The organism is Anabaena sp. FACHB-595 (genome assembly GCF_048568275.1).
Taxonomy (GTDB): Bacteria; Cyanobacteriota; Cyanobacteriia; order Cyanobacteriales; family Nostocaceae; genus Trichormus.
Genome location: NZ_CP183473.1, coordinates 5,975,577 through 6,001,473, shown reverse-complemented (window position 1 = coordinate 6,001,473; position 25,897 = coordinate 5,975,577). Strand labels below are relative to the sequence as shown.

25 protein-coding genes and 2 pseudogenes are annotated in these 25,897 nt (G+C 40.6%); 19 read left to right on the top strand and 8 right to left on the bottom strand.

The window, feature by feature from the left end:
• Positions 1-52 precede the first annotated feature (52 nt).
• Genes ACN222_RS25140 through ACN222_RS25130 form a run of 3 tightly spaced genes read right to left on the bottom strand, consistent with a single transcriptional unit; the run spans position 53 to position 2,267 of the window.
• On the bottom strand, positions 53-1,138 hold the full coding sequence (locus ACN222_RS25140) for a DUF4350 domain-containing protein (protein WP_010999158.1): 1,086 nt from the start codon (positions 1,136-1,138) through the stop codon (positions 53-55).
• Positions 1,135-1,740, bottom strand: coding sequence for a DUF4129 domain-containing protein (locus ACN222_RS25135; RefSeq protein WP_010999157.1), 606 nt, complete (start codon positions 1,738-1,740; stop codon positions 1,135-1,137). Before ACN222_RS25135 ends, ACN222_RS25140 begins: the two co-directional genes overlap by 4 nt.
• A gap of 38 nt (positions 1,741-1,778) precedes the next feature.
• Positions 1,779-2,267, bottom strand: a complete 489-nt coding sequence (locus tag ACN222_RS25130) for a DUF2243 domain-containing protein (RefSeq protein ID WP_044522448.1) — start codon at positions 2,265-2,267, stop codon at positions 1,779-1,781.
• A 169-nt stretch (positions 2,268-2,436) separates the two neighbouring features.
• On the opposite strand from ACN222_RS25130, the gene ACN222_RS25125 reads away from it, so the two are divergent.
• Positions 2,437-2,910, top strand: coding sequence for an NADAR family protein (locus tag ACN222_RS25125; RefSeq protein WP_010999155.1), 474 nt, complete (start codon positions 2,437-2,439; stop codon positions 2,908-2,910).
• An 89-nt stretch (positions 2,911-2,999) separates the two neighbouring features.
• Here ACN222_RS25125 and ACN222_RS25120 read toward each other — a convergent pair whose 3' ends face one another.
• Together ACN222_RS25120 and ACN222_RS25115 are read right to left on the bottom strand one after the other, a co-directional pair.
• Entirely contained in the window at positions 3,000-3,890 is an 891-nt protein-coding gene (locus ACN222_RS25120) for an alpha/beta fold hydrolase (RefSeq protein WP_010999154.1), read from the bottom strand.
• A gap of 14 nt (positions 3,891-3,904) precedes the next feature.
• Complete coding sequence (locus tag ACN222_RS25115) at positions 3,905-4,402, bottom strand: HugZ family protein (RefSeq protein ID WP_010999153.1); 498 nt, start codon at positions 4,400-4,402, stop codon at positions 3,905-3,907.
• Positions 4,403-4,558: 156 nt separating this feature from the next.
• Between ACN222_RS25115 and ACN222_RS25110 the strand changes: the two genes are divergently transcribed.
• The 5 genes from ACN222_RS25110 to ACN222_RS25090 all read left to right on the top strand — a co-directional run bounded on the left by ACN222_RS25110 (position 4,559) and on the right by ACN222_RS25090 (position 10,166).
• Positions 4,559-6,040, top strand: a complete 1,482-nt coding sequence (locus ACN222_RS25110; protein WP_010999152.1) for a CIA30 family protein — start codon at positions 4,559-4,561, stop codon at positions 6,038-6,040.
• Positions 6,041-6,112: 72 nt separating this feature from the next.
• Positions 6,113-6,457, top strand: coding sequence for a hypothetical protein (locus ACN222_RS25105; RefSeq protein ID WP_010999151.1), 345 nt, complete (start codon positions 6,113-6,115; stop codon positions 6,455-6,457).
• A 231-nt stretch (positions 6,458-6,688) separates the two neighbouring features.
• On the top strand, positions 6,689-7,447 hold the full coding sequence (locus ACN222_RS25100; protein WP_010999150.1) for a hypothetical protein: 759 nt from the start codon (positions 6,689-6,691) through the stop codon (positions 7,445-7,447).
• Positions 7,448-7,526: 79 nt separating this feature from the next.
• Positions 7,527-8,570, top strand: coding sequence for a nitrilase-related carbon-nitrogen hydrolase (locus ACN222_RS25095; protein WP_010999149.1), 1,044 nt, complete (start codon positions 7,527-7,529; stop codon positions 8,568-8,570).
• Positions 8,571-8,744: 174 nt separating this feature from the next.
• Positions 8,745-10,166: an aldehyde dehydrogenase family protein gene (locus ACN222_RS25090; protein ID WP_010999148.1), complete on the top strand. Its 1,422-nt coding sequence runs from the start codon at positions 8,745-8,747 to the stop codon at positions 10,164-10,166.
• Between the two features lie 246 nt (positions 10,167-10,412).
• Here ACN222_RS25090 and ACN222_RS25085 read toward each other — a convergent pair whose 3' ends face one another.
• Entirely contained in the window at positions 10,413-11,108 is a 696-nt protein-coding gene (locus ACN222_RS25085) for a Uma2 family endonuclease (RefSeq protein WP_010999147.1), read from the bottom strand.
• A 231-nt stretch (positions 11,109-11,339) separates the two neighbouring features.
• On the opposite strand from ACN222_RS25085, the gene ACN222_RS25080 reads away from it, so the two are divergent.
• From ACN222_RS25080 to ACN222_RS25030, 11 genes and pseudogenes are all read left to right on the top strand, one after another.
• The gene (locus ACN222_RS25080; protein WP_010999146.1) at positions 11,340-11,891 is read left to right on the top strand and encodes a Uma2 family endonuclease; all 552 of its coding nucleotides are present in this window, start codon (positions 11,340-11,342) and stop codon (positions 11,889-11,891) included.
• Positions 11,892-11,982: 91 nt separating this feature from the next.
• Complete coding sequence (gene aroA, locus ACN222_RS25075; protein WP_010999145.1) at positions 11,983-13,260, top strand: 3-phosphoshikimate 1-carboxyvinyltransferase; 1,278 nt, start codon at positions 11,983-11,985, stop codon at positions 13,258-13,260.
• 275 nt (positions 13,261-13,535) lie between these two features.
• Positions 13,536-13,946, top strand: a complete 411-nt coding sequence (locus tag ACN222_RS25070) for a hypothetical protein (protein WP_010999144.1) — start codon at positions 13,536-13,538, stop codon at positions 13,944-13,946.
• Positions 13,939-15,891: a caspase, EACC1-associated type gene (locus ACN222_RS25065; protein ID WP_096637213.1), complete on the top strand. Its 1,953-nt coding sequence runs from the start codon at positions 13,939-13,941 to the stop codon at positions 15,889-15,891. The genes ACN222_RS25070 and ACN222_RS25065 overlap by 8 nt, the downstream gene beginning before the upstream one ends.
• Before the next feature lie 135 nt (positions 15,892-16,026).
• A complete protein-coding gene (avd, locus tag ACN222_RS25060; RefSeq protein ID WP_231865578.1) occupies positions 16,027-16,332 on the top strand; it encodes a diversity-generating retroelement protein Avd in 306 nt (101 codons plus the stop codon).
• Positions 16,333-16,383: 51 nt separating this feature from the next.
• Positions 16,384-16,572 carry a hypothetical protein gene (locus ACN222_RS25055; RefSeq protein WP_010999141.1) on the top strand — a complete coding sequence of 63 codons (189 nt, stop codon included), beginning with the start codon at positions 16,384-16,386 and terminating at the stop codon, positions 16,570-16,572.
• Positions 16,573-16,632: 60 nt separating this feature from the next.
• Positions 16,633-17,604, top strand: a pseudogene (locus ACN222_RS25050) (RNA-directed DNA polymerase); the annotation flags it as partial.
• A 19-nt stretch (positions 17,605-17,623) separates the two neighbouring features.
• Positions 17,624-17,800, top strand: a pseudogene (locus ACN222_RS25045) (SUMF1/EgtB/PvdO family nonheme iron enzyme); the annotation flags it as partial.
• Between the two features lie 138 nt (positions 17,801-17,938).
• On the top strand, positions 17,939-18,382 hold the full coding sequence (locus ACN222_RS25040) for a DUF3598 family protein (RefSeq protein ID WP_010999139.1): 444 nt from the start codon (positions 17,939-17,941) through the stop codon (positions 18,380-18,382).
• 124 nt (positions 18,383-18,506) lie between these two features.
• Positions 18,507-19,895, top strand: coding sequence for a histidine--tRNA ligase (gene hisS, locus ACN222_RS25035; RefSeq protein WP_010999138.1), 1,389 nt, complete (start codon positions 18,507-18,509; stop codon positions 19,893-19,895).
• 95 nt (positions 19,896-19,990) lie between these two features.
• Entirely contained in the window at positions 19,991-20,878 is an 888-nt protein-coding gene (locus ACN222_RS25030) for a DUF4437 domain-containing protein (protein WP_044522443.1), read from the top strand.
• A gap of 78 nt (positions 20,879-20,956) precedes the next feature.
• Here the strand turns inward: ACN222_RS25030 and ACN222_RS25025 are convergent, their stop codons facing one another.
• Positions 20,957-22,435: an amidohydrolase family protein gene (locus ACN222_RS25025; RefSeq protein WP_044522441.1), complete on the bottom strand. Its 1,479-nt coding sequence runs from the start codon at positions 22,433-22,435 to the stop codon at positions 20,957-20,959.
• A gap of 124 nt (positions 22,436-22,559) precedes the next feature.
• Between ACN222_RS25025 and ACN222_RS25020 the strand changes: the two genes are divergently transcribed.
• Positions 22,560-23,360, top strand: a complete 801-nt coding sequence (locus ACN222_RS25020; RefSeq protein ID WP_010999135.1) for an aspartyl/asparaginyl beta-hydroxylase domain-containing protein — start codon at positions 22,560-22,562, stop codon at positions 23,358-23,360.
• 142 nt (positions 23,361-23,502) lie between these two features.
• Positions 23,503-24,510: a quinone oxidoreductase family protein gene (locus tag ACN222_RS25015; RefSeq protein WP_044523351.1), complete on the top strand. Its 1,008-nt coding sequence runs from the start codon at positions 23,503-23,505 to the stop codon at positions 24,508-24,510.
• Positions 24,511-24,513: 3 nt separating this feature from the next.
• On the opposite strand, the gene ACN222_RS25010 is transcribed toward ACN222_RS25015, so the two are convergent.
• Positions 24,514-25,866 carry a Rieske 2Fe-2S domain-containing protein gene (locus ACN222_RS25010; RefSeq protein ID WP_010999133.1) on the bottom strand — a complete coding sequence of 451 codons (1,353 nt, stop codon included), beginning with the start codon at positions 25,864-25,866 and terminating at the stop codon, positions 24,514-24,516.
• Positions 25,867-25,897 lie beyond the last annotated feature (31 nt).

The following is a 25,897-nucleotide window of genomic DNA, read 5'->3' as shown; positions in this document are numbered from 1 at the left end:
TGACGTAAGCTACCAAAACATCAGTTTGGGATAATTTATTTTTTGAGGTTTCCTAACTCCCAACCCTCAAGCTACGCCATTTTGCCAACCAGTTTAATAGTTCTCTTTCACTCAAACGGCGTTTTCTTTGCTGTGCTTTTAATACTGTATCTATTTCTGTGGCAGATTTACCCGTTTTTTCTGCCCAAATATTCACCAGAGTTTGAGGTTCTAGTAACACAGTGCCTAATCCCAGAGCTTTTTGGAGTTGTAGTTGTTCTTCTTTACCCACCATTTCCACAACAAATTCGCTAGATTCGGCTTTTTGTAGCACTCCCGCCAAAGCTTGAATATAGGCTTGGCTATTATCGATAACTGGTGTTGTCAAAGCTATAGACTTACCAAAACGGCGATTTTGTCCCCAAATCAGCACTAATAATAAAACACCTGCTTGCACCAGTATCACTATCATTGGGGTTTGAGCAAAATAGCTGATTAAATCACCTTGTCCTTCACTTTCCTTAACATCAGCATCTTTATAGCCGTGAATGTATTCATCTACAAATAACGTGTTGTTTTTCTGGTTGACTAAACTAGCTAAGTATTGAAAATTACTTAAATTATCTTGGTAGGCGTTGGCAGCTAAGTAGGGTGTAGTGGCGAAAATGACTTTGCCTTTTTCTCGCTTCTCGTCCCAGACTACAGCACCGAAGCGATCGCCTAATAAAATTTCTGATTGTTGAGCTTTTTGGAAACGTCTTCTAGTATCAATCTTAACCTCACCTACAGGTGACACCTGCATAGTCTGAAAGTTGGCTGCACTTACCCGTGTATTTACACCCAAAATTACCAAATTATTCCCTTTCTCCAGCCATTTTTCTTCATCCCGATCTAATTGTGGCTGTCTTAGGTAACCATATACTTGTAAGACTGTAACGGGTTTTTTCTCATTGTTGAGTTTAGTTAAAGGTTTTTGCCAGCGTTGGATAGTAATTCCTTGCTCCTGCATAAAAGCATACCAAGCACCATAACCATCGGCGGCGCGATTATAAGTAGAGCCACTATCAATTTGTGTATTAGGCGCAGCTATAACAGTCAGTATAATCATTACACATAAAGCGATCGCACCCAGCCAAGCAACTCGATTTGAGCGTTTCATTCCTGGACAATCTCCCCGTAGGCTTGCCGACACTGTTCATAATTTTCTGGCAAAATCTCTGCATTGCCAAAACATAATTGCTCGTGAGTAGTAATCACAGTTTCATAAGGTTGGATGGGAGTTGTAGACAAACGTAGCAATTGCAGATATTCGCTATTGGTACGACTAGGTTTGTGCAGAATGATTTTGCTGTCATGCAAATGCTGCAAGATAGCTAAATAAAGACAACGACAAGCCTCACGATAATTACCTTGACGATAAAGTACTTGCGATCGCTCTAACAAGTTTGCCACAGATAAATCTGGAGCCGGTCTTTTCGCCTCGTTTCGAGCATAACCACTGTTATTTAGCCACGAAAATACATAAGGGCTGAATGCTACCCATAAACGCCAAATTACTACAGTTAAAAATAAAACCAGTAACGACCAAGATAAAACACTCAAAAGATTAATCACCCACGGAGCAAGTTTCCAGCCAGAACCCCAATTCGGTAATGCTTGCTCAAAGCGGTATGACTGGTATTCTAGCCATTCTCCTACTTGTTGTTGGAACTGAGAGATCTGCCAATTCAAGCTGCTTTTTTCAAAGGTATCTATGGACATAAGTCGCTGGACAAAAAGTTAAGGAATGTAACTACTGACTACTCACCAATTTCAGTGTTGCCCCTTTGTAGCATCATCCCACCTACCAAGACAAGCAAGGCTCCCAAAACCAAGAATCCTAAATCCCAAGCTAACTGATGTACCCCTGGTTTTACGTGATGAATACCGAGAATTTGGTGATTAATTATTCCTTCTACTACATTGAATAACCCCGCACCCACAAGCAAAGAACCGCCAAAGGTGTGTGATGACCACACCACATCATCACGTCCTCCAGCCCTCCATAATAATGCCACCCCAATTACAGTCAAAACCCAATCCAAAGCATGAAACAACCCGTCCCAGACCATGTTTAAATCTAAATTAGAGTTGGTGGTCAAGGGTCGAATACTGCTCAACATATGATGCCACTGGAGAATTTGATGCAGGAGAATACCATCTACAAAGCCTCCTAATCCCAAACCTAAAAAAATTCCCGCAGAAATTAGTGGTAAATGCTTACCCAAGAAACCACTATTTGCTTCCATTGTCAACCTCTCAAACTGGGTTTTCACCAAATTATGATTTTTGTCCGAAAATATCCTCTATCTTCAGACAAATAATAGCTTTCAATCCCAAGCCGCTCACTTCTTGCCAGCATCTACAGGCATTATAGAAATAGAGATTTATATATCTATAAAAAAGAGCAATTTTTCAATGACTATTTACTTTTATAAGGTTTGGCAGCCTTATGGCTGTTTTTCTAACTTTTCCCCCCATAGCATTGAAATTCAGGGGACTTACTGGTTAACAGTGGAACATTATTATCAAGCGCAAAAGTTTGTTGGTAGTGTAGATGCGGCGATTATACCCGCTATCCGTGCGAGCAAAACGCCAGAAGAAGCTGCTGCTTTAGGACGATGTACCAGTCGTCAACTTCGCCAAGATTGGGATTTAGTCAAAACTATAGTTATGCGAGAAGCTGTACTGAAAAAATTTCTGACTCATACTGATATTAGAGAAATTCTCTTAAGTACAGGTAATGAGATTTTAGTAGAAGATTCCTCTTGTGACTATTTTTGGGGCTGTGGAGCAGATAAAACTGGACAAAATCATCTCGGAAAAATTCTCATGAGTGTGCGTGAAGAAATACGTAAGCTACAAATACTTTCTGTAGTTTATCAGGAATAGAAATGAGGCACTATAGCGTTTCCTCATCAGTCATAGATACCAGACTGTTTAAAAAGTCTGGTATCTGAACACCAGAAGCCTTTCAAACCTCATACTTTTATATATGGTTGCAGTAAGCCGATAATTATTTCCGGCTGTTCTAAATGGGGTAATATTCCTGTATCAGCGATCGCATAAAATTTTCTAATTACATGAGGATTTAAATTAGCCAAGCGTTGCCCTAACTCAATCCTGGTAAATTGTGCCTTTTCTCCCCAAAAGATAACTGTGGGCGTTATCAATTGTTGAATGTATAAACTCAGGTCAAAGTAAAGGTCGCCTTTTAAAAAAGATAATGCAGCAAACTTGGCGTTGGGTTGTTGTGCAGAATATAAATAAGCGTCTACCATTTCCTGGGAAACCCGTTGTGGTTGAGCGAATAAAAAACTTTGCAGAAAATTCCTCACAGCAATTTCGTTCTCTGCGCCCAAGGCGTAAATAAGATTATCTAATAAAGGTGTATTAATCATCGGTAGTGGTAATCTGCGACCAGCACCTTGACCAAAATCATCAAATCCAGAAGGACAGACCAAGTAGAGTGAATCAAACAGGTTTGGCTGAGTAATTGCTAAACGGATAGTGAAAGCAGCCGTTAAGGAAGAAGCGACTACCTTGACTGGTTGCTGACAAGTTTGGCTGATAAATTCTGCGATCGCTGTAAGATAGTCTCTAATCTCATAATCCCTGACTGGATGTGCAGACTCTCCCCAGCCAATCAAATCAGGCGCAAGAATGCGGTGTGTAGATGCAAAAGCCGGATAAACTTTAGACCATTCATAAGCAGACGCTCCCCCACCAAAATTATGGAGAAACAATAGCGGTGGTAAATCTTCAGAGTCATCATCCCACCAAGGTGCAGCAGTTTGGGTATAGTAAACCATTGCGCCCAAAGATGTGTGTACGACTTTATGACCAAAGCCAGGCGGTTGAAACTGAAGCATAATGTTGAATTTCCCTATCCTTTATCGCCTGTAATGGGGACGAGTGTATCTAAGCGATCGCCACTAATGTGATAAGCTGCACCAAAGCCAATGACAAAACGCCCTTCTTTGGGGGTTAGTTGAAAAATCCGGAAGTCAGCCAAACCACGTAACACTTCAATAATTTGACCAAAACGCTCTTGAAATTGATCAACTACTTGATTCCATTTCTGGGATTCACGTTCGATGAGTGTGGCTGTACAATCAAAACTCAAGCGACGACGAGCAAATATTTGATTAGTCTTTGCCTCATCATCAACAAATAAAACATTTACGAGAGGATTCGCTTCAATATTTTTGGTGTGTACTGCAAGACCACTAACATAAATATAGATATTTTTAGCATCATCTATCACAAAAGGGGCATAACTACCATTGGGAATCCCTTGTTCGCTGATAGTACTAATGATGGCACTTTGAAACTCTTGAATAAAACCTGCATACTCAGCTTGAGCTTTTTCCAGTTGGCTCATAAGTCAATTTTTATTGGATTAATCATAACTACTTAAGTATCCTAACCTGCCTCAGCAAGACACAACTCCTATTTGATTTTGTACTCCCCATTCCTCTCTCTCCACTCCCCACCTATCGTTATGATGTAGCAAGACGCTAATTATGAGGACGCAATTGTGGCTGATAAAAATCGTTCTCAATGGAACTTATGTAGGTTTATTGAAACGCTGACTTACTTCGAGGTGATTCCTTTTTTGAATTGGGTGCAGCAATTAATCCAAGGTCGTCCCCAGGATTATCAACCTCGAACTGATGGAGAAAACAACATGGGTGTAATTCTAGTAGCAGGTGCAACTGGTGGTGTTGGTAAACGAGTAGTACAGAAACTGAGAGAACGCGGTGAAAAAGTCCGCGCCCTCGTACGAGACATTGATAAAGCACGGTCAATTCTCGGTGATGATGTTGATTTAGTAGTGGCGGACATTACTAAACCAGAAACATTAACTCCTATTGTGATGGCTAATATCCAAGCTGTAATTTGTTGTACCGCAGTACGCGTCCAACCAGTGGAGGGAGACACCGCAGATAGAGCTAAATATTATCAAGGTGTGAAATTTTATCAACCAGAAATTGTTGGTGATACCCCGGAAAATGTCGAATATCAAGGAGTTAAAAATTTAGTCACAGCAGCCGCAAATTATTTGCCTGCAACTAATGAAAAACTCATATTTGATTTTACCCATCCCTCAACAGAGTTAAAAAATATCTGGGGTGCGCTGGATGATGTTGTCATGGGAGGGGTAAGTGCCAGTAATATTCAATTAGTAGAAAATACTGCTTTATTTGCTGGTAATGTCTCTACCGCAAATTCTGGAGGGTTTGCATCGGTCAGGACAAGAAACTTTGAACCACCATTCAATTTATCTGGTTACGAAGGTGTAGAGTTGCGAGTGAAAGGTGACGGTCAACGTTACAAAATATTCCTACGAACGGAGACTAAATGGGACGGTCTAGGGTATAGCTATTCTTTTGATACTGTAGAGAATACGTGGATTAATATCCGGATTCCCTTTGCAGAATTAGTTCCGGTGTTTCGGGCAAAAACTGTCCAGGATGCGCCACCTATTGACAGCAGCAGAGTTAGTTCCTTCCAACTAATGTTAAGTAAATTTGAATATGATGGTGCTTTAAATCCTAAATTCTCAGCAGGTGTTTTTGCTCTACAGATGGAATTTATCAAAGCTTATGGTGGAGCAAATACACCAAAATTCGTGCTTGTAAGTTCCGCAGGTGTAACCCGTCCTGGTAGGCCAGGAATTAATTTAGATGAAGAACCTCCAGCCGTTAGATTAAATGAACAATTAGGAGGAATTTTGACATGGAAGTTAAAAGGAGAAGATAGTTTAAGAGCAAGTGGCATTCCTTACACTATTATCAGACCTTGTGCCTTAACTGAAGAAGCAGGAGGCAAGGCATTAATTTTCGAGCAAGGTGATAACATTCGCGGCAAAATCAGCCGAGAGGATGTAGCAGAATTGTGTATACAAGCGCTACAACAAAAGAGATGTAATGTAACGTTTGAGGTCAAGGAAGGGACGAATGTTGCTGAGGCTGTTGATTGGCAACAGTTATTTGTCAATTTAGAACCTGACCGATAAAGAATACCAATGAAATAGGGAAGTTGAGGAAATAATTATTTTATAAATCTACTTCCCAAAGGAGTAGAAGAAATGTTTCGTCGATGGTTGTTTGCTGGGGCTTTAGTTATGGTGATTTGGCTTGGGTTGTTATCAAGTCCAGCATCATCACAACAAATTGAATCTCGCCTGAACAATTTGCAAGCTGATTTTAGTCGGGTCTTATCAAGATTAAACCAAATAGAATCACGACTTAACCAAAACCGCCAGTCAGCATCTTCTCCCAGAACAACAATTACAGTCCCATCTGGTTCCCGAAGAAATATCTCTTTGCAGGAACAGGAGAAAATGTTTGATAGATTAGCAACTTTGGTGGTGGAATTGAAACAGCAAGTTAATAAATTAGAGGCGCGAGTGACTAAATTAGAATCACCTTAATTTAAGTAGCATTGAAGATAATGAGCTTACTTACAGGAATCCGATTTGGTTATTGTTGGCGTAGCCTGCACTTGTCCATAAATACCTAAGTATCTTCAGGGCTGGAAAACATTATTCTTACTAACGGTATAAAGGATGAGAGGGGAACTCAAACACAAGTAAGATGTAGAGGTTTTACCTCTCGATTAAGTTTGTTTGCATACATCCTTATCAAAAGGAACATTGCAAACAATGCTTGAACAACAACTTTCTATAGATAGTACAGCTAGATTTGAGCAATTATGGAGTATTACCAAAGAACTCCGCCAGAAACTAGACGCACGTTTTGAGTTACAACCAAACGAGTCTACCAAGGATTTACAAAATTATTCTGCTCAAGTAGGAGCCGCACACGGTTCGCTGAATACTTTTTCTGGTGCAGAAATTGATTGGTTGGTGCATTCCTGGTTGCGGGAACCAATTTCAGGTTTTTGCAATATGCACTTAACAGTTTGGTTAGGTTCACAGATTCGCGTTCCCCATCTGGCTTTTGCTTTTGCGACTGTGCCAAACTTATTCTTTTACATGGATTACATCAGTCGCAGTGATTTGTTGACTGATTTAGATTATTTAGACCGTTATTATGAACCTGCAAACGAGAGATATTTAACATTTCTCAAAGATGACCGCTTTCAGCAATATCACAGCAAAACTCTCTATATTCGTCAGGTACAATCACATACAAGCCTTTGTTACACTAGTCAAATTACAGATGAAACAATCGCTACCCTGCGTTCAACAGCTCATGAGATGATGGATCGTTGGTTGGGTTGGGTAGATGAAGCGGAACCTGTACCAGAATCAGAACGTGCGGCATTGGCGCAACGTGATTTAATTGTCCGCCGAGCGATCGCTGAACGTGACCCAGATAATAAAATTGCAGTGCAGCTATTCGGTCAATACATGACAGATCAATTAGTGCGATCGCTTTGGGGAGACAATAAAATTTAGTCAGAGACGCGATTAATCGCGTCTGTACAATTGTCGGTTGTCATCTTTTTTACTCCCCCTGCTCCCCCTGCTCTTCTTTATGGTAGATAATCCTGGGAATCTCAACTCATTTCGGGCTTTGGCGCTGCAAGTTACTTGTCATGCAGTGAATCAAGCAAGCGATCGCCAAGAAGCTGGGTTAATGATGCACAATACAATTAACCGCTTGGCACAACAAATTGCTGCCAGTATTGCTTTTATTGGGTTTGACTGTCGCTTAATTGTGTTACCAGAATATTTTCTCACAGGCTTTCCGATGGGAGAACCTTTGCAAGTATGGGCAGATAAAGCCTGTTTGGAAATTAACGGTGCAGAATATGAAGCACTGGGAATGATTGCTCAAAAACAGCAAATATTTCTTGCAGGTAACGCTTACGAACTTGACCCCAATTTCCCCGGATTATACTTCCAAACTTGTTTTGTCATTGACCCTTCTGGTTCAGTTGTTTTACGGTATCGGCGGTTAAATTCTTTATTTGCTCCCACACCTCATGATGTTTGGGATAAATACCTTGACTGTTATGGCTTAGAAGGTGTGTTTCCTGTGGCTAAAACTGCCATTGGTAATTTAGCAGCTTTGGCATCAGAGGAAATTTTATACCCGGAAGTAGCTAGATGTTTGGCAATGCGGGGGGCAGAAATTTTTCTCCATTCCACATCTGAGGTGTATAGCAAGAACCTCACTCCCAAAGATGCAGCAAAAATTACTCGTGCTGTTGAGAATATGGCTTATGTAGTTTCAGCCAATAGCGCAGGTTTAGCGAATAGTGCGATTCCCATTGGTTCCGTTGATGGCGGCTCCAAAATCATTGACCATCGTGGGATAATCTTAGCGGAAACAGGCCCAGGTGAAAGTATGGCTGCTTTTGCAGAAATAGACTTAGCTGCATTAAGACGCGATCGCACCAGACCAGGTTTAAATAATTTATTATCGCGCCAAAGGTTTGAAATGTATGCTCAAAGCTACAGTCAAGCTAAATTTTACCCAGCAAACACTATGCTGAATAAAGAAATAGAGCGCAAACATTTTATACAAACACAGCAGGAAACTATTGAACGTTTAACTCGGTTGGGGATTATTTGATGGGGATTGGGGATTGGGGACTGGGGATTGGGGACTGGGGATTGGGGATTAGGGACTGGGGAAAACTAAGTACAAACGTTGCATACAACGTTTTTTCTATTAACCAATGACTATTGATTATTGACAACTGTACAGACTCGATTAATCGCGTCTCTGACAACTGACAACTAACAAATGACCAAAACAATCGAAGTTCGTAATCCACGTACGGGAAAATTTGATTATGTGATTATACCGCCGCCGCCGAGGTTGCTAGCACAGCAATGTAATCGGGCGAGACGGGCGCAATCTCGTTGGCAAGAATTGGGTGTGGAAGGAAGAATCACAGCTTTACAGCAATGGAAGCAAGCTATACTTTCCCGACGTGAACAACTAACAGAAGCTTTGGTAAATGATACGGGTAGATTATCTATAACTGTATTAGAAATCGATTCTTTTATCGCTAGTATCGATCGCTGGTGTGGTTTAGCGCCAGAATTACTACAAGAGTCTGCCAAAAATACCAGCATTCCCTTTATCGCTTTACAACAATCATTAGTTCCTTACCCCCTCGTCGGCGTAATTAGTCCGTGGAATTTTCCTTTGTTGCTGTCGATGATTGATACCATTCCGGCGTTGCTGGCGGGTTGTGCGGTGGTTGTCAAACCCAGTGAAATAGCTCCTCGATTTGTTGCGCCTCTGTTGATGGCCTTAAATACAGTTCCTGAGTTGCGCGATATCTTAACTTTTGTGGAGGGAGGCGGAGAAACTGGGGCAAATTTAATTAATTATGTCGATTTGGTATGTTTTACGGGTAGTGTAGCTACAGGAAGAGAAGTCGCAGAAACCGCAGCTAGACGCTTTATTCCAGCTTACTTGGAATTGGGAGGCAAAGATCCGGCGATCGTTTTAGAGTCAGCCAATTTAGATTTAGCTACCTCAGCTATTTTGTGGGGTGCGGTTGTGAATACAGGACAATCTTGTTTATCTATTGAAAGAATTTACGTAGCTGAATCTAGATTTGAAGAGTTTTATCATCAATTAATAGCTAAAGCCCATCGTCTACAACTAGCTTACCCTTTAGTAGAAGATGGAGCGATCGGCCCCATCATTGCTGAAAGACAAGCCGGAATTGTTAACGATCATATTTTAGATGCAGTTGAGAAAGGGGCTGTCATTCACTGCGGCGGTAAAGTCGAAGAATTAGGTGGCGGTTGGTGGTGTCGTCCTACAGTCATGACAAATGTTAATCACTCCATGAAGGTGATGACTGAAGAAACTTTTGGCCCAATTATGCCGGTTATGCCTTTTCCCGACGTGGAAGAAGCCGTATATTTAGCCAACGACACAATTTATGGATTAAGTGCGGCGGTGTTTGCAGGTTCAGAAGATGAAGCTTTAAAAGTTGCTCGACAATTAAATGCAGGTGCTATCAGTATTAATGATGCCGCTCTTACTGCTGTGATGCACGAAGGAGAAAAAAACGCCTTTAACTTTTCTGGTCTTGGTGGTTCGCGTATGGGTGCATCAGGGTTGAAGCGGTTTTTGAGAAAACAAGCATTTTTGATTAAAACCAACTCTGCTAGTGACCCTTGGTGGTTTGATAAGGGGGAATGACAATTTACTGAATAAATATGGTATGGGGAATAGAGGTAAAGCTTTGGTTGGTTTTATAGCTGTTGACGGTTGACTGTTGACGGTTGACTGTTGACGGTTGACTGTTGACGGTTGTGAGGGTTTTATCTTGGCTTGATGTCGTAATTTATCTGGCTACGGCTATGCTTCCCAAATTAATGTTCTGTTTCCAATACAGAACTAATGTTTTTAAACGCAGTGAAAAGTTCTGTTCGCGTAGCGTCTCTGTTAAGAGAAAGAAAGTTTCCCTTGAGACTTTTTGAAGTCTTGATGTTCTGGTGTAGATAATCCCTGCTGCAAAACAGCTAATACTGTAGCTAAGTCGCCTGATAATAAAGCAGACTTCGCTAACCACAACCCCGGAAATGTTTGTGAACGCAATATATTATCTGTATTTACTTCAAGCTGTATATACTCACCTGCTTGTAACTTAAACCAATCAAATTGATTATCATAAACTCGCCAAACTAAATACTCTTGGACTTGATTACGCCGATACACTTTTAATTTTTCATGTAAATCATAGGAAGCAGTAGAAGCAGCGATTTCTACAATTAATTCTGGCGCACCTTCTAAATAATCATCTTGATTAATGCGCGATCGCCCTCCTTGTTCTATTCTGAGTAAAGCATCTGGTTGGGGTTCATTATCGGCATCAATGATGACTGTAGTATTGTCGGCTAAACCTACGCCCGGTGTTGCTGCTTTGTAAACACCCAACCAAGTCATAATATAAGCATGGGGTTCGCCATGACTTTTGATTCTTAACGGTGATGCCACGTAAACAATTCCTTCAATCAATTCTGCTTTTTTCAAATTAGGCATAGCATAATATCTGCGCTCAAATTCATAACGGGTGAGCCTATCGCCATTTTCTAATGGGGGAATTACCAAAAGTTGAGAGGTTTTCTCAGCAGATATCATAACTTTTCAGGGTGAAATGTCTAGTAGCACGACACATCTCAATTATTGCAAAAAATATTGTTGCCTGAGGACGTAAACAAATTTACCTAAAACATCTGATGAGCAATGGCGTTCCAACGACTGTAGGTCATCGCCTGCCTCAGAATTATGATTATCGTACACTTGCCCCAAAGGTTAAAATCAAACTAAACTTCTTGTGTTTACGGTACAACCAAAGCTAAATCAAGTGTTATGACCGTAACTACCTATAAATGGACAATAGAACGCTATCACCGAGCAATAGAAGCAGGCATTTTTGACGACCAGCCTCTGGAATTATTGCGCGGCGACCTGATTGTTATGCCTCCAGAACGAGAACCTCACGCCTACTACAACACAGAAGCCGCAGATTATCTCCGCACATTACTTGGTGAGCGAGTAAAAATCCGTGATGCTAAACCAATTACCTTACCTAACGATTCTGAACCTGCACCCGATGTTGCTATTGTCAAACCTTTAGGTGAGACTTACTTAAAACATCACCCTTACCCAGAAGATATTTTTTGGGTAATTGAATTTGCTAATGCCACCTTAACTAAAGACTTGGGTGATAAAAAAGAAATCTATGCTGAGGCTGGTATTACTGAATATTGGGTTGTTAACTTAAAAAGTCCCCAGTTAAAAGTCTTTCGTGACCTCAACAATCAGCAATATACGACCGAACTAACCCTCACAACAGGAACTGTTTCACCCTTAGCCTTTCCTGATGTATCAATACGAGTTGAACGCCTTATAGGTGTATGAAAAAAACACCAAAAAATATGACTGTTCCAGCAACCTTCATGATATGGGAACATATATAAGTTGTAGCTGACCACCCAGATAGAGGTTGAAAGTGGATACCATCGCCATCCCTGCTCTGAATCGTCCTGTGGATGCCACAGTAGAGATTCCGGGTTCTAAAAGTATCACTAATCGGGCATTGCTTGTTGCGGCTTTAGCGCAAGGCGACTCTACTTTAGAAAATGCCTTATTTAGTGAAGACAGTGAATATTTTGCTAAATGTGTAGAGCAGTTGGGTATTCCCATCACACTACATCCTCATCTGGCGCAAATCCAAGTTTCAGGTAAGGGCGGCGACATCCCGGCAAAACAAGCAGATTTGTTTGTGGGTTTAGCGGGTACAGCAGCAAGATTTATCACGGCGTTGGTAGCACTTGGTAATGGGGAATATCGCTTAGATGGAGTTCCTCGGATGCGGGAACGTCCAATGGGTGACTTGGTAACGGTGCTACAAAACAGTGGCATAACAATTAACTTTGAGGGCAACTCTGGTTTTATGCCCTACACTATTTATGGTCAGCAATTTGCAGGTGGACATTTTCGCCTCAAAGCCAACCAAACCAGTCAGCAACTTTCCGCCTTGCTGATGATTGCGCCCTACGCCCAACAGGATACAACCATTGAGGTTGAGGGTACATTGGTTTCCCAATCTTATGTAAAAATGACTTGTCGCCTGATGGCTGATTTTGGTGTGGATGTCACCCAAACTGACGACAACCAATTTCATATCAAAGCAGGTCAACGTTACCAAGCTCGACACTATACTATAGAACCCGATGCGTCGAATGCTTCTTACTTTTTCGCCGCCGCCGCCGTCACTGGTGGACGAGTGCGGGTGAACCATTTAACTAAACAATCTTGCCAAGGTGATATTTTGTGGCTGAATGTTTTAGAACAGATGGGTTGTCAGGTAATTGAGGGTGCAGATTACACCGAAGTTATTGGGCCAGAACAATTACAAGGTATCGACATTGATATGAATGATATGTCGGATTTGGTGCAAACATTGGGAGCGATCGCCCCTTATGCTAGTTCACCTGTTATCATCCGTAATGTAGAACATATCCGCTATAAAGAAACCGAACGCATCCGCGCCGTCGTCACCGAATTACGTCGTTTAGGTGTGAAAGTTGAAGAATTTGCCGACGGGATGAAAATTGAACCAACCCCCATCACCCCAGCCGCTATCGAAACCTACCACGACCATAGAATGGCAATGGCTTTTGCCGTTACAGGCTTAAAAACCCCAGGTATTGTGATTCAAGACCCAGGTTGTACAGCCAAGACATTCCCCGACTACTTTACCCGCTTCTTTAAAATGATTGATTAATATGATCGTTCGCAGTTGAGTTTAATACAGACCTAACCCCCAACCCCTTCCCTACAAGGGAAGGGGAGTAAGACTCAAAACCATACTACACATAAGCGAAAATCCCTATAATCACTAGTCTTAAATGTACTTATATATTTAGTAAGAGCGATCGCCCTCGTAGTTATACTATACAGTGACTCATTATTTCCCCAAAACCTTCGGATATTAACTAAATTCCCTCAATAACCGATACAATCGTTTAAAGATATTCTGGTTATATTTAAGCGATTTATATGGAAACAACATCTCAGGTTCAGATAACTATTTCCTTGAATGAACCAGGCTTAGATGATGCTGAATTGCAAGAAAAAGTACAAAATTTGCTACCCCAGTTAAGAGAAGTGGACGGGGTAGAAGATGCAGCTTTAGTTCCCATTACAGAAGTACCAACAGGTTCCAAGGCTTTAGGTGGTTTTTCGCCGGGAAAATTCACAGCCCTAGTCAGTCCTGCTTTAATCAAGCCTTTATTTGACTTTTTAGGTCGTGGTATTGGTAGGAATTTGGAACTAGACATAGAAATCACCAAGGAAGGAGCAAAATTTAGGGGGAAAGCGAATAGCAAAGAAGATATTGAATACATCAAACAAAAAACCGAGGAACTCATTAATCAGGCCAGAAACAACCAAGACAGCAACAATGGCTAAGGTAGCACTGTTAATTGGGATTAGTGAATATGATGAGCCGACATTAGCACCATTACCAAAAGCTGTGAAGGATGTTGAGGCGATGCAGCGCGTTTTGCTAGACCCTGAAATGGGTGGTTTTGATGCGGTCAAAGTCCTAGAAAATCCCTCACGGCAAGAAATGGCCGAGGCTATCGAGGATTTTTACTTCAAGTGTGAGAAAGATGACCTGGGGCTTTTGTATTTTTCTGGTCATGGTGTCACCGTAGAAGACGGTCATTTTTACTTTTCCACTCGTAACACTCGCAAAGATCAGGGAAAATTAAGGACAGCTTCAGCTATAGCTGCTAGAGATGTACAAGGCTGGATGAGCCTCAAGACATTTAAGCGACAGGTAGTAATTTTAGATTGTTGTTTTAGTGGTGCATTTGCCAAAGGTTTTACAGCCAGGGATAGTGGTGAGATTAACCTGCAACAGTATTTAGGCGGTGAGGGAAGGGCGATTCTCACGGCTTCTACTTCTACACAATATGCCTTTGAGTCTGATGATTTTGGCTTAGGGATTTACACCAATTATTTAGTAGAAGGCATTGAAAAAGGTGCAGCCGATAAAAATGGCGATGGTTGGATTGCGGTAGATGAGTTGCATGAATATGCGAAAAGCAAAGTGCAGGAAGAATCTCCCAACATGACACCAGAATTATATTACCTAAAAAAAGGTGAGCCAATTCTTCTTGCAAAATCACCGAAGGATGACCCCAAACTGAAGTATCGCAAGGAATTTGAGACAATTGTTTTTGGTGATGAAGGAGAAATTGAAGAAATTATTGAAGCTAACCGCCCTTATCTATTTGAATTTAGGCGTATATTGAATTTATCTATTGATGATACTAATTTAATTGAATTTGAAGTTCTCGAACCTCATAGAAAACGCCAAGAAAAACTGCAACTTTATGAGCAAGAGTTGTCTAAGATAAAACAATATCCTCTTTCCCAAGCAAGGCGCAAGGCTCTCAAACGCTTGCAAAATATCTTAAGTCTGCGAGATGAAGATGTTGCACCTATAGAAGAACGGATTCTTGGTAAACAGAAACCGCCTGTATCTGAAGAACCCCTTAAAGCCAAGAAATTTGAGTTTGAAACTGTGAATGTGGACGCTCAAGGAAAAATTATTGAGCGCAGTCAGGGAAGTGCAGAATTTTTTGCAGAAGACTTGGGTAATGGTGTAACGCTAGAGATGGTGTCCATTCCCGGCGGTAAATTCCTCATGGGTTCGCCAGACAATGAAGAAGGACGAGATGATTCTGAAAGTCCACAGCACAACGTCACCATTCAACCCTTTTTCATGGGGAAATTTCCCGTAACCCAAGCTCAATGGGCAGCCGTTGCCGCTTTTGATAAAGTAAATATTGATTTAAAATCTGACCCATCTCGCTTTAAAGGTGCTAATCGTCCCGTTGAGCGTATTTCCTGGGATGATGCGGTTGAATTTTGCACCAGACTATCTAAAAAGACTGGTCAGATATATCGCTTACCCAGTGAAGCCGAATGGGAATATGCTTGTCGCGGGGGAACGACTACACCGTTTTATTGTGGCGCAACGATTACAACTGAGTTGGCGAATTATGACGGAAATCACACCTATGGTTCTTCTCCCAGGGGTGAATATCGAGGACAAACAACCAATGTGGGAGAATTTCCTGCTAACCCCTTTGGTTTATTTGATATGTGTGGTAATATATGGGAATGGTGTCAGGATGAGTGGCAGGAAAATTATAATAATGCACCAACTGATGGTAGTGCATGGCTAATTAATAATGATAATCAGCGACGTCTGCTGCGTGGTGGTTCGTGGAACTACTATCCCAGGGGTTGCCGTTCGTTGAGTCGCCTCAGTAACACGCGCGACGACAGGAACGAGCGCGTGGGTTGTCGGGTTGTGGTTGTGCGGGGCAGGCTTTCTTAGCACTTTACTCTCTTGCCCTTTAGCACTCTGCACTTTTTTCTTTACCATTCTTAAGGTTTCGCGCTCTGCGCGCTCAAATTTTTTGAGATTTCTTGGATGAGTGATTTACTTATAATACAAAAAACATAGGATTTAATCAAGTGGTACGTACCAATTTTAAATCGCCTCCCCAGAGATCATAAGTTATTACTAGGCGATCGGATTATTACAGAATTATACAATTTACTAGATGCTATAATCCTAGCACGGTACGCTAAACAGAAATTAATTTATTTAGAGTCCTTAAATAGTAAGTTAGATATCTTACGTTATCAAACTCGCCTACTCCTAGATTTTAACTTAATCAAAACAGAACGTTATGAGTATGCCCAAAAGCTGTTAAATGAGATTGGCATGGATTTAGGTGGCTGGATAAAACAACAAAAAAATAGAGATGTATAAGAATGACACGCCACTACGTATCTGTTCAAAAATCAAATATGAGTCCTATAGATGAAAAGACACGGCAATCTTTGGAGTGAAATTATAACATTTGATAACTTATTATTAGCAGCAAAGAAAGCACAGCGAGGTAAACGCTTTCGAGAAAATATTTGGCTCTTGCGTTGGTTTTATGGTGGAGCATTAAAATCACAGTTTTATAGAAAGGCTCAAAAACTTAAAACCCAGTCACAGCAATGAATACAGGCTATCTTTGGGTTTTATTTATTATTCTGTTCCATAAAATGAACTGAAGAGCCAAATATTTTAGAGTTTAATTACAATTTAGAGTCAGAATTATTTCAACTACAAGAAGAATTACAAAGCAAAACATACTTGCCAGGAATATATAAAACATTTCAAATTTATGAACCCAAGCCGCGTATGATTTCGGCTGCTCCCTATCGTGATAGAGTTGTGCATCATGCCCTCTATAACATAATTGTTCCCATATTTGAACGCACATTTATTAGTGACTCCTACGCCAATCGGGTGGGTTTTGGTTCTCATCGTGCTTTGCGTCGCTTTACACAATTTTCTCGTTCTAGCCATTATGTCTTCCAAGCTGATATTCGTAAATATTTCCCCAGTATTGACCATAAAATTTTAAAACACCTTATATATCGTAAAATAAAATGCCCTGATACACTCTGGCTAATTAACACAATTATTGATAACAGTAATTTCCAAGAACCAGTTATTAACTACTTTCCGGGTGATAATCTGTTAGCACCTTTAGAAAGAAGATGTGGTTTACCAATTGGCAATCTGACGAGTCAGTTTTTTGCTAATGTCTACCTAAATAATTTTGACCATTTTGTCAAAGAACAACTTCAAGCATTTAAATATATTCGCTATGTTGATGATTTTGCTTTATTTTCAGATGACAAAGCATTTTTAGAAACTGCTAGAGTCATAATAGAAGAATATCTTACGAGTTTAAGACTAAAAATCCATCCAATAAAAAGCCAATTATTTGAAACGAAACATGGAGCGAATTTTGTTGGGTTTCGCATTTTACCAAACCAGATTCGTGTACGCAGTGATAATCTGCGTTTAGGAAGAAAAAGATTACGACAAATGCTTCGAGACTATGATGAAGGTAAAATTGATGCTCAACATTTAACCCAATCAACACAAAGTTGGGTTGCCCACTTAAAGCACGGCGACACATGGCAATTGCGCCAGAGAATATTTAGTAGTTCAATTTTTGACTTAGCCATGTTAATTTAAAAAGTGGGTTAGGCGACACCGACTGCTGCGCGGTGGTTCGTGGAACAACAATCCCAGGAATTGCCGTTCGGCGAATCGCAACAGGAACGCGCGTGACAACAGGAACAACAACGTAGGTTTTCGGGTTGTGGTTGTGCGGGGCAGTACTCTTTGTGTCAGAACTGGTAAATGGGAATTTATCGGGAGTACCAAATAAGAGTCCAGGTTTAATCCAGTGAGGTTGATGACAATCTCCGAATATCAAACCGAGTCGGATAGCTTGGTAGGCTGCAAAGTCGAACAGTTATCCGATTCATGTAAAAGTTAAACAACCATACCCCCCTACTCCCAAACCATGTCCATCCGCGAAGAAATGCCCGTACTTGCCCGCCATGCAGGTGAATGGACGGGTACATATACATTAATTGATACTTCAGGGAAAATCCTCGACCACCATCAATCGCACTTAAGTTGCCAACTTCCCGAAGATGGCCCCTATCCCTACTACCAAGTGAATCGCTATACTTGGGCTGATGGAAAAGAAGAAGTGCATAATTTTCCAGGGACATATCAAGATAAGATACTGTGGTTTGATAGCGATCGCATTCAAGGTAAAGCTTGGGAAATAGATGACTCTACGGTTATCCTGTGGTTTTCCTATAAGACAGCCCCAGGAATGTATTTGTATGAAATGATTCAAATCAGCCCTGATAATAACCATCGTGCTAGAACTTGGCACTGGTTTAAAAATGATCAAATATATCAACGTACTCTGATTCAAGAAGAACGGCTAAAATAATAATTCCCCATATTTCAGAAAGTTATGCTTTTATCTATTGGAATACAACTTTCTGAAAAAATAAAATGGTAGGGGTGCAAACTTTTGCGCCCCTATCAAGTTTAAATTTCACAAAAATAGACGCATGGCAAAAAACGACAAAATTAACTTCTCAACTCCTAGCGGCTTTCCCGAATTTCTGCCCAGCGAAAAGCGCTTAGAATTATATTTACTAGATACCATCCGTAGAGTTTATGAAAGCTATGGATTTACACCTATTGAAACTCCCGCAGTTGAACGCTTGGAAGTACTACAAGCCAAAGGTAATCAAGGGGACAATATTATTTATGGTCTTGAGCCAATTCTCCCACCAAATCGCCAAGCAGAAAAAGATAAATCAGGAGACACGGGTTCAGAAGCCAGAGCTTTAAAATTTGACCAAACTGTGCCTTTAGCCGCTTATATTGCTCGTCATTTAAATGATTTAACTTTCCCTTTTGCTCGTTATCAAATGGACGTGGTTTTTCGCGGGGAACGGGCTAAGGATGGGAGATTTCGTCAATTTCGCCAGTGTGATATCGATGTAGTTGGACGAGAAAAACTCAGTTTGCTTTATGATGCTCAAATGCCAGCAATTATCACCGAAATATTTGAGGCAGTTAATATTGGTGATTTTGTAATTCGTATCAATAATCGGAAAGTTTTAACAGGATTTTTCCAATCTTTAAATATATCAGAAACTCAAATTAAATCTTGTATTAGCATTATCGATAATCTCGAAAAAATCGGTGAAGCTAAAGTTAAATTAGAGTTAGAGAAAGAAGGTATTAACCCAGAGCAAACACAAAAAATTATAGATTTTGTTAAAATTGATGGTAGCGTTGACGATGTATTAGATAAACTCAAACATCTTTCACAAACACTGCCAGAATCAGAGCAATTTAATTTAGGTGTCAGCGAATTAGAAACAGTAATTACAGGGGTGCGTAACCTGGGAGTGCCTGACAAACGCTTTTGTATTGATTTGGCGATCGCTCGTGGCCTAAACTACTATACAGGCACAGTTTATGAAACCACTCTCATCGGCCATGAAGCTTTAGGTAGTATCTGTTCAGGTGGCAGATACGAAGAATTAGTTGGTACATTTATCGGTGAAAAAATGCCCGGTGTGGGTATTTCTATCGGCTTAACTCGCTTAATTAGTCGCTTACTGAAAGCAGGGATTCTTAACACTTTACCACCAACACCAGCCCAGGTAGTGGTAGTAAATATGCAGGATGAACTAATGCCAACTTATCTAAAAGTATCGCAACAGTTACGGCAAGCAGGGCTGAATGTAATTACAAACTTTGAAAAACGCCAGTTAGGTAAACAATTTCAAGCAGCCGATAAACAAGGTATTAGATTTTGTGTCATCATCGGTGCTGATGAAGCCGCAGCACAAAAATCATCCCTCAAAGATTTACAATCAGGCGAACAGGTAGAAGTCGCCTTAGCAGATTTAGCTGAAGAAATTAAACGTAGGTTGACCTAATTAAAAATCTTCTCTTTTCTGTGCCTCTGTTATGGAATAATCTATTTCTCAACATGAAGCACAGACAAAAACTTAGTTCTACACTATCAAAATATATGGAAAATCAATCTAAGTCGGCTAGTGAAGACCTTTTAAATATACCTTGTGTTAAAGAAGATTGGGGTGGAGATGGTAGAGGACGCATGAATTTATCAGGAAGACGTACCGCCATTTCTCCAGAATATTTACCTCGTCAATACCAATTCTTTGACACAAATAAAGTCCCAGAAGAACAGAATTGGCAAATACCTGGAATGCCAAATAATGTAGTAGCTGGAAGTCGTAGACTATTAACTTGGCACGATTGCGGTGCTTCCACATCAAAAGTTATTTTACCAACACAATTTCAAGCCCCATCAGGCATATTTACAGCAGATTTAGAGCTTTTTGTCCTCAAAGGTAAAATTAAAATCGGTGAATGGCAACTTACTAAACATTGCTATTCTTTTATTCCCGCCGGAGTCAAATTAGGTGAATGGCAAGTTTTAGGCGATGAAGAAGTAGAAATTCTCTGGATGGAAGACGGCGCAGCTAATTATAGAAATCTACAAGATAATCATCCAGAAGCAAAATTAAACGAATTTATCCCAGTATTAGATAGTAAATTGCTGCCCTGGGGGAAAACAGATACAGTGCAATTTGAAGTAGCAAAAAAGAAGTATTTAAGAAAAGATGCTAACGGCGGTGGAGTATGGTTACTTGCCATCTTACCTCATTATGATGGTCAGCAGCAAATGATTCAAGCATACAATGAGGAAGGTTATTGTCTAGCTGGGTATTGTGATGTAGGAAAATACCGCTTCTTAAAAAATCATTGTTGGTATTGTCCCAGTTTTAGTACTCTTCCCCGACACATATCAGATGATGGCGGTTTATTTTTTGTCAGAGTTGACAGAGACTTATCAAAATTAAGTACAGTTTTATCTTACGCAAATGGAAATTAATCTCAACCCAACTCCCCTTAAAACTCTCTGCGCCACCCTGCGGAAACGCTAAGAGCGAACTGTGCCTCTGCATGAAACTTATCCCCCCAAACTCCTCCGCACATAACGCCCATTCGGCGAACCTAAAACTTGTCCATTGTGATAAATCAAACTTCCCCGCAAAAACGTACTCTTTACCCGTCCCGTTAACTCCATCCCCTCAAAAGGCGTGTAACCCTGTTGTGACTCCGACTCAGCCGCACGTACAACAAAGCTTTCATTTGGGTCTACTAACACCAAATCAGCATCGTAACCAATAGCAATATCCCCCTTTGTTAACAATCCAAAACGCCGCGATGGGTTCCAAGACAGCAACTTAGCCATGTGATTATAAGACATTCCCCGTTTGCTACCTTCACTCACCACACCCGAAAGCAAATATTCCGTCCCACCAAAACCAGACTTAGCTAACCAAATATTATTCGGGTCTTTCGCACTGCGTTTTTGTTCCGCAGAACAGCAAGCATGGTCACTCACTATCCAATCTACTTGATGATTAAGTACAGCTTGCCATAGATATTCCACATCGGCGCGGGGACGAATAGGCGGGTTGACCTTTGCCCAAGTACCATTGGGTGTATCAACATCTAATAATAAATGCCCAACCGTAACTTCTCGCCGAAAGTTGATATGAGGGAAAGCAGTTTGCATAATCAAAGCTGCTTCCATTGCTTTACGTGAACTCAAATGTAATAAATTGATGTTTGCACAGTTAGTTTCGTGTGCCAAATAAGCAGCGATGGAAATTGCTAACCCTTCGGAATGGGGAGGACGTGCTGCACTATAGGCGTGCAGTCCACTTAGGCTAGAATCATTTTCTACTATTTTGGTATAAGCATTGAGAATTTCTGCAACTTCGCAATGCAAACTCAAGCTGATATAATCTCGCGCTTCTGGATATTCTGCCATCAAGCGAGTTACACCACGCATGATAAATTCAAAATGAGCAAAGTCGTAGCGTTCCTCTTTATTTATCATCAAAAATAGGTTTTGCTGGTCTGATAAACCATGCAAACCATAACCACCATAAAACATGAATATTTTAAAGGAAGTTACCCCATGTTCCTCGAAAAGTAAGGGTATTTCGTCGATATGCTGACTAGCGATAGGTGCAACGTGATAGCTATAATCTACAAAAAAATTACCTGCTGATAATGCCAAAACTTCGGGAAAAAAATCTCGGTAGGAACCACCTTTATTTAGATAATACTGTCCTGTACGAATATAGTTGAGACTGGTTGTTACTCCTCCCATTGCGGCTGCTTTGCTTTCTGTTACCGCATCTTTATCGAGGGGTTGATAGATACCGATGTGCATATGGGCATCTACAACCCCAGGAAAGCCTAACAAGTTTTTGGCATCAAAAATTTCTTGACCTGTGTCTGGAGTAATATTAGGAGCAATCTGAGCAAATTTCCCATCCTTAATGCCTATGTCAAGTAGTTCAACAGCATCATTATGGGGACGAACTACCCGCACATTTTTGATAATTTTATCTAATACTGGAGGTTCAGCCACGGTAGACCTCACACTAAAATAAGTACAGCAGCCAGTTTAGTCAGGAATTTCCACATCGTACCGGAACACTAACCAAATCCCATAACTATGTAACAGTTTTTGATTATTTTTAGGAGAAAAAGCAATGACAAGTTTTAATGAATATCATCTAAATCCCCAAGAATTCTCTTTTCTTAAACCTTTTCAAGATAATTGGCAAGTGATTAGAGATGAGTTTACCACTTTCATGAAACAGGCATCTCCTGAGGAGTTGCAATTCACTTATGATGTTTTAGGGCCTAAAAGTAAAACGATAAAAACTAAAGGTAGTTCAAAATATAGTGCTTTTGGAATTTTATTCCAAGGTTTATTTATTGAAGAATATATACAGTTGCATCAAATAGAATATCCAGATTATGGGACAGAATTAGCTTCAGAAACATCATTGAAATTAAGAAATAAATATTTTCCTAATTTGGCTAAGGTAATAGAAAATGCGAATCTTCTTGAGGATAATATTATCAGAAACGCGTATTTTGGTACATTTCACCCAGGATTAGATATTAAGCTTCATGTTAACTATAACCCTCACATGAATCGTGGTTATTTAGGGTTAATTGTCCCAGAGGGTGATGTGGCGATGAAGATATGCTATGAACAGCTTTATTGGCATGAAGGGGAATTTCTGGTTTTAGATCACAGTTATCCTCATTGTCCGCATAATTACACTAATTATGATAGGACTGTTTTGGTTGTGGACTTTTTTAAACCAGATAAGTCTAGGGAGGAAGTGATTGCATTTGAACAGGAACAAGTTGCTGAACGGATGCGGGATAATCCTTATAGTTTGGGTGTTTTTGGGAAGAGTGATAAGGCGAAGGAAGAGGATTTTATTAAGTATGGTTTAGCTCATCAGTTGGAGTGGGATAAGGCTTTATTGAGTTGATATGGGAAGTTTTTAAACGCGGAGTGTCGCTATAGACGCTTCGGCTACTCTACGAGAACGCTAAGAGCGAACCCGCAGGGTGGTTGGCGCAGAAGTACGCCGAGGATTTGTCATTGTTTGTGTATTTGGGCATTTTTTGGGGATGAAAAGAGAAAGTTACAGGAAGTTAATCGCTAAGGGGCTTAGTCAAGATTTTAAATCTGCTGCGGAAATTGTGGAAGTTCCTATTCCGCAAGTTGGTATTGGTCAGCTTTTAATTGAAAATAAATTTGCGGGGATTAATGGTGGTTTTGATACTTTAGTTTGTCGTGGTGATATTCCCTATTTTGAGATAATTCCTCCTTTTGATTTGGGGGTGGAGGCGGTGGGAAAGGTTGTGGCTGTGGGTGAAAATGTTACAGGTTTTCAGATAGGTGATGCGGTTGTCACTACAGTCCGTGGTAGCGGTTATCGAGAATATCAGGTGATTGATGCAAACTTAGCGGTGAAGGTGCGGGAAGCTACGCCAGAAGTTTTAACTTTGATGCCTACTGGTGTATCAGCTTTGGTGGCGTTGGAACAAGTGGGGGAGATGACAAGTAATGAAGTGGTTTTGGTGACTGCTGCGGCTGGGGGGACTGGTCATATTGCGGTGCAGTTGGCTAAGTTAGCCGGGAATCATGTGATTGGTACTTGTAGTTCTGAGGCGAAGTCTAAGTTACTCAAAGCATTAGGATGCGATCGCATCATTAACTATCGCACAGAAAACCTGGATCAAGTCCTTAAACAAGAATACCCCAAAGGAATTAACTTAATTTTTGAGTGTGTAGGTAAAGATGTTTTTGATACCTGCGTTGATAACTTAGCCATTCGCGGACGTTTAGTCAGCATTGGTCACATTTCCGAATACGGGAAAAATGTAGAACCAGTGACTCAAGCGCGCATTTATCATCAACTGATGTGGAAAGCAGCTTCAGTCAGGGGTTTTCTCACACCGTACTATCAAGAATATATCCCGGAAGCAGGCGATCGCCTGTTAAATCTTTTTTACAATGGCAAACTCCAAGTTAGTGTTGACCCTACGCAGTTCAACGGCTTAGAATCCATTCCTACAGCAGTGGAATACCTGTTAAGTGGTCACAATTGTGGCAAAGTAGTTGTGAAGTTTTAAAAACTAATGACGGGTATCAGAACGCTCAAACTTAGTTTTTACTTTTTGAGCTATGAACACCAGTATTACTGCTAATAAGGAAGTTACCACAGCCACAGATGAAATCCACGAGTCATCTGTGAGGATAGCGAAAGCTGCGAGAGTGATCGCTACACTGACCAAAATATGTTTTACTAGTTTTGTGACTCGATAAGCGCGATCACAAGAACTACAAATTTGAGTATGGCTCTCGAAGCGATCGTTGGTGGATAGTGAAACAATCTTCTGCTCATAATTAGTCTTACACGTAGTATACCCTTGGTAAAATGGTAATGAAGAGCCGTATTTATCTAGCCACTTCCGGTATTCCACAGGAAATAAATCTGATGTTTTAAGTGGTAAGTATAGTTCTCTGGGACTTTTTATTAATCGTTCAATATGTTTTTGTTGTCCTGCTGCTTGCTGCATATCTTGCTGTAAAACTTTTTGCCGATACCAATGTTCTAACCAGCGAGGAGTTAATTTAAGTCGCCATTGAGAAAAATTTTGGAACGCTCTAAATAAAACGCGACATTGATTTTTTCCCAAGGGTATAGAATAAGCAGCTGCTCCACGATACCATCCGCGCTCTTCATTAATTGGTATGTAAAGCATTACCAGATTAGGTGCGACAAAATTAATATTTATCCAAGGTGAAAGAGATGAGCTGACATTGCGATATCTTCCACAAATTCCCTGGACAGATTTAGCTATTATTTCCATTTCTAAAGGTAAAGCCTCTGCACGATTACCTAGCGTACCATTATGACTAATAGGAACATGAGCCGGATCAATTGCGTTTTCAATCAAAGTATTTTGGTCATAAGGGATATTGCACATAAAATCTGTGGTGACAAATTCCGGCTTATCTAACTCTGGTATGGCGGGAATCAAGGTTTCATCAGCTGCGTCTGCTTCCCCCGCCCACATCCAGACAATACCTTGACGTTCTACAATTGCAAAAGATTGAACACAGGCATTTTTCGGAATTGTCGCCTCTTTTGGTAATTGAGGGATGTGCAGACATTGACCATCAGTACCAAACTGCCAACCGTGATATAAACACTCGATTTTACCATCGATTATTTGCCCATCGGAGAGTTTAGCCGCACGGTGAGGACAAATATCAGGTAAGCAACCCAACTTTCCATCTTGATTTCTAAATAAAACGAAAGGTTCATCATACAAGGAAAAACTGTAGGGAAGTTCTTTCGGGAAGTCTTGCAAAAAAGTAATCGGATACCAACAGTGTCTCCAATTAAACTCTTGGTTGTTCTCCGACATGGACGAGTTAAAAATAGCTTGTTTTATTTCACCTTGAGGAGGATTGATAGTCATATATTGTCCTCAGTTTGTAAGTTAGTAGATG

What these genes read in the sequence shown, in the direction of transcription:
- ACN222_RS25105 (WP_010999151.1), top strand. Translation starts at nt 6,113, where the DNA reads ATGTTTCGTCGATGGTTGTTTGCTGGGGCTTTAGTTATGGTGATTTGG.
- ACN222_RS25030 (WP_044522443.1), top strand. Translation starts at nt 19,991, where the DNA reads ATGGAAAATCAATCTAAGTCGGCTAGTGAAGACCTTTTAAATATACCT.
- ACN222_RS25070 (WP_010999144.1), top strand. Translation starts at nt 13,536, where the DNA reads ATGGAAACAACATCTCAGGTTCAGATAACTATTTCCTTGAATGAACCA.
- ACN222_RS25125 (WP_010999155.1), top strand. Translation starts at nt 2,437, where the DNA reads ATGACTATTTACTTTTATAAGGTTTGGCAGCCTTATGGCTGTTTTTCT.
- ACN222_RS25055 (WP_010999141.1), top strand. Translation starts at nt 16,384, where the DNA reads ATGAAAAGACACGGCAATCTTTGGAGTGAAATTATAACATTTGATAAC.
- ACN222_RS25085 (WP_010999147.1), bottom strand. Translation starts at nt 11,108, where the DNA reads ATGATATCTGCTGAGAAAACCTCTCAACTTTTGGTAATTCCCCCATTA.
- ACN222_RS25095 (WP_010999149.1), top strand. Translation starts at nt 7,527, where the DNA reads ATGGTAGATAATCCTGGGAATCTCAACTCATTTCGGGCTTTGGCGCTG.
- ACN222_RS25065 (WP_096637213.1), top strand. Translation starts at nt 13,939, where the DNA reads ATGGCTAAGGTAGCACTGTTAATTGGGATTAGTGAATATGATGAGCCG.
- hisS (WP_010999138.1), top strand. Translation starts at nt 18,507, where the DNA reads ATGGCAAAAAACGACAAAATTAACTTCTCAACTCCTAGCGGCTTTCCC.
- ACN222_RS25140 (WP_010999158.1), bottom strand. Translation starts at nt 1,138, where the DNA reads ATGAAACGCTCAAATCGAGTTGCTTGGCTGGGTGCGATCGCTTTATGT.
- ACN222_RS25115 (WP_010999153.1), bottom strand. Translation starts at nt 4,402, where the DNA reads ATGAGCCAACTGGAAAAAGCTCAAGCTGAGTATGCAGGTTTTATTCAA.
- ACN222_RS25120 (WP_010999154.1), bottom strand. Translation starts at nt 3,890, where the DNA reads ATGCTTCAGTTTCAACCGCCTGGCTTTGGTCATAAAGTCGTACACACA.
- ACN222_RS25015 (WP_044523351.1), top strand. Translation starts at nt 23,503, where the DNA reads ATGAAAAGAGAAAGTTACAGGAAGTTAATCGCTAAGGGGCTTAGTCAA.
- ACN222_RS25100 (WP_010999150.1), top strand. Translation starts at nt 6,689, where the DNA reads ATGCTTGAACAACAACTTTCTATAGATAGTACAGCTAGATTTGAGCAA.
- ACN222_RS25130 (WP_044522448.1), bottom strand. Translation starts at nt 2,267, where the DNA reads ATGGAAGCAAATAGTGGTTTCTTGGGTAAGCATTTACCACTAATTTCT.
- ACN222_RS25040 (WP_010999139.1), top strand. Translation starts at nt 17,939, where the DNA reads ATGTCCATCCGCGAAGAAATGCCCGTACTTGCCCGCCATGCAGGTGAA.
- ACN222_RS25010 (WP_010999133.1), bottom strand. Translation starts at nt 25,866, where the DNA reads ATGACTATCAATCCTCCTCAAGGTGAAATAAAACAAGCTATTTTTAAC.
- ACN222_RS25090 (WP_010999148.1), top strand. Translation starts at nt 8,745, where the DNA reads ATGACCAAAACAATCGAAGTTCGTAATCCACGTACGGGAAAATTTGAT.
- ACN222_RS25135 (WP_010999157.1), bottom strand. Translation starts at nt 1,740, where the DNA reads ATGTCCATAGATACCTTTGAAAAAAGCAGCTTGAATTGGCAGATCTCT.
- ACN222_RS25080 (WP_010999146.1), top strand. Translation starts at nt 11,340, where the DNA reads ATGACCGTAACTACCTATAAATGGACAATAGAACGCTATCACCGAGCA.
- ACN222_RS25020 (WP_010999135.1), top strand. Translation starts at nt 22,560, where the DNA reads ATGACAAGTTTTAATGAATATCATCTAAATCCCCAAGAATTCTCTTTT.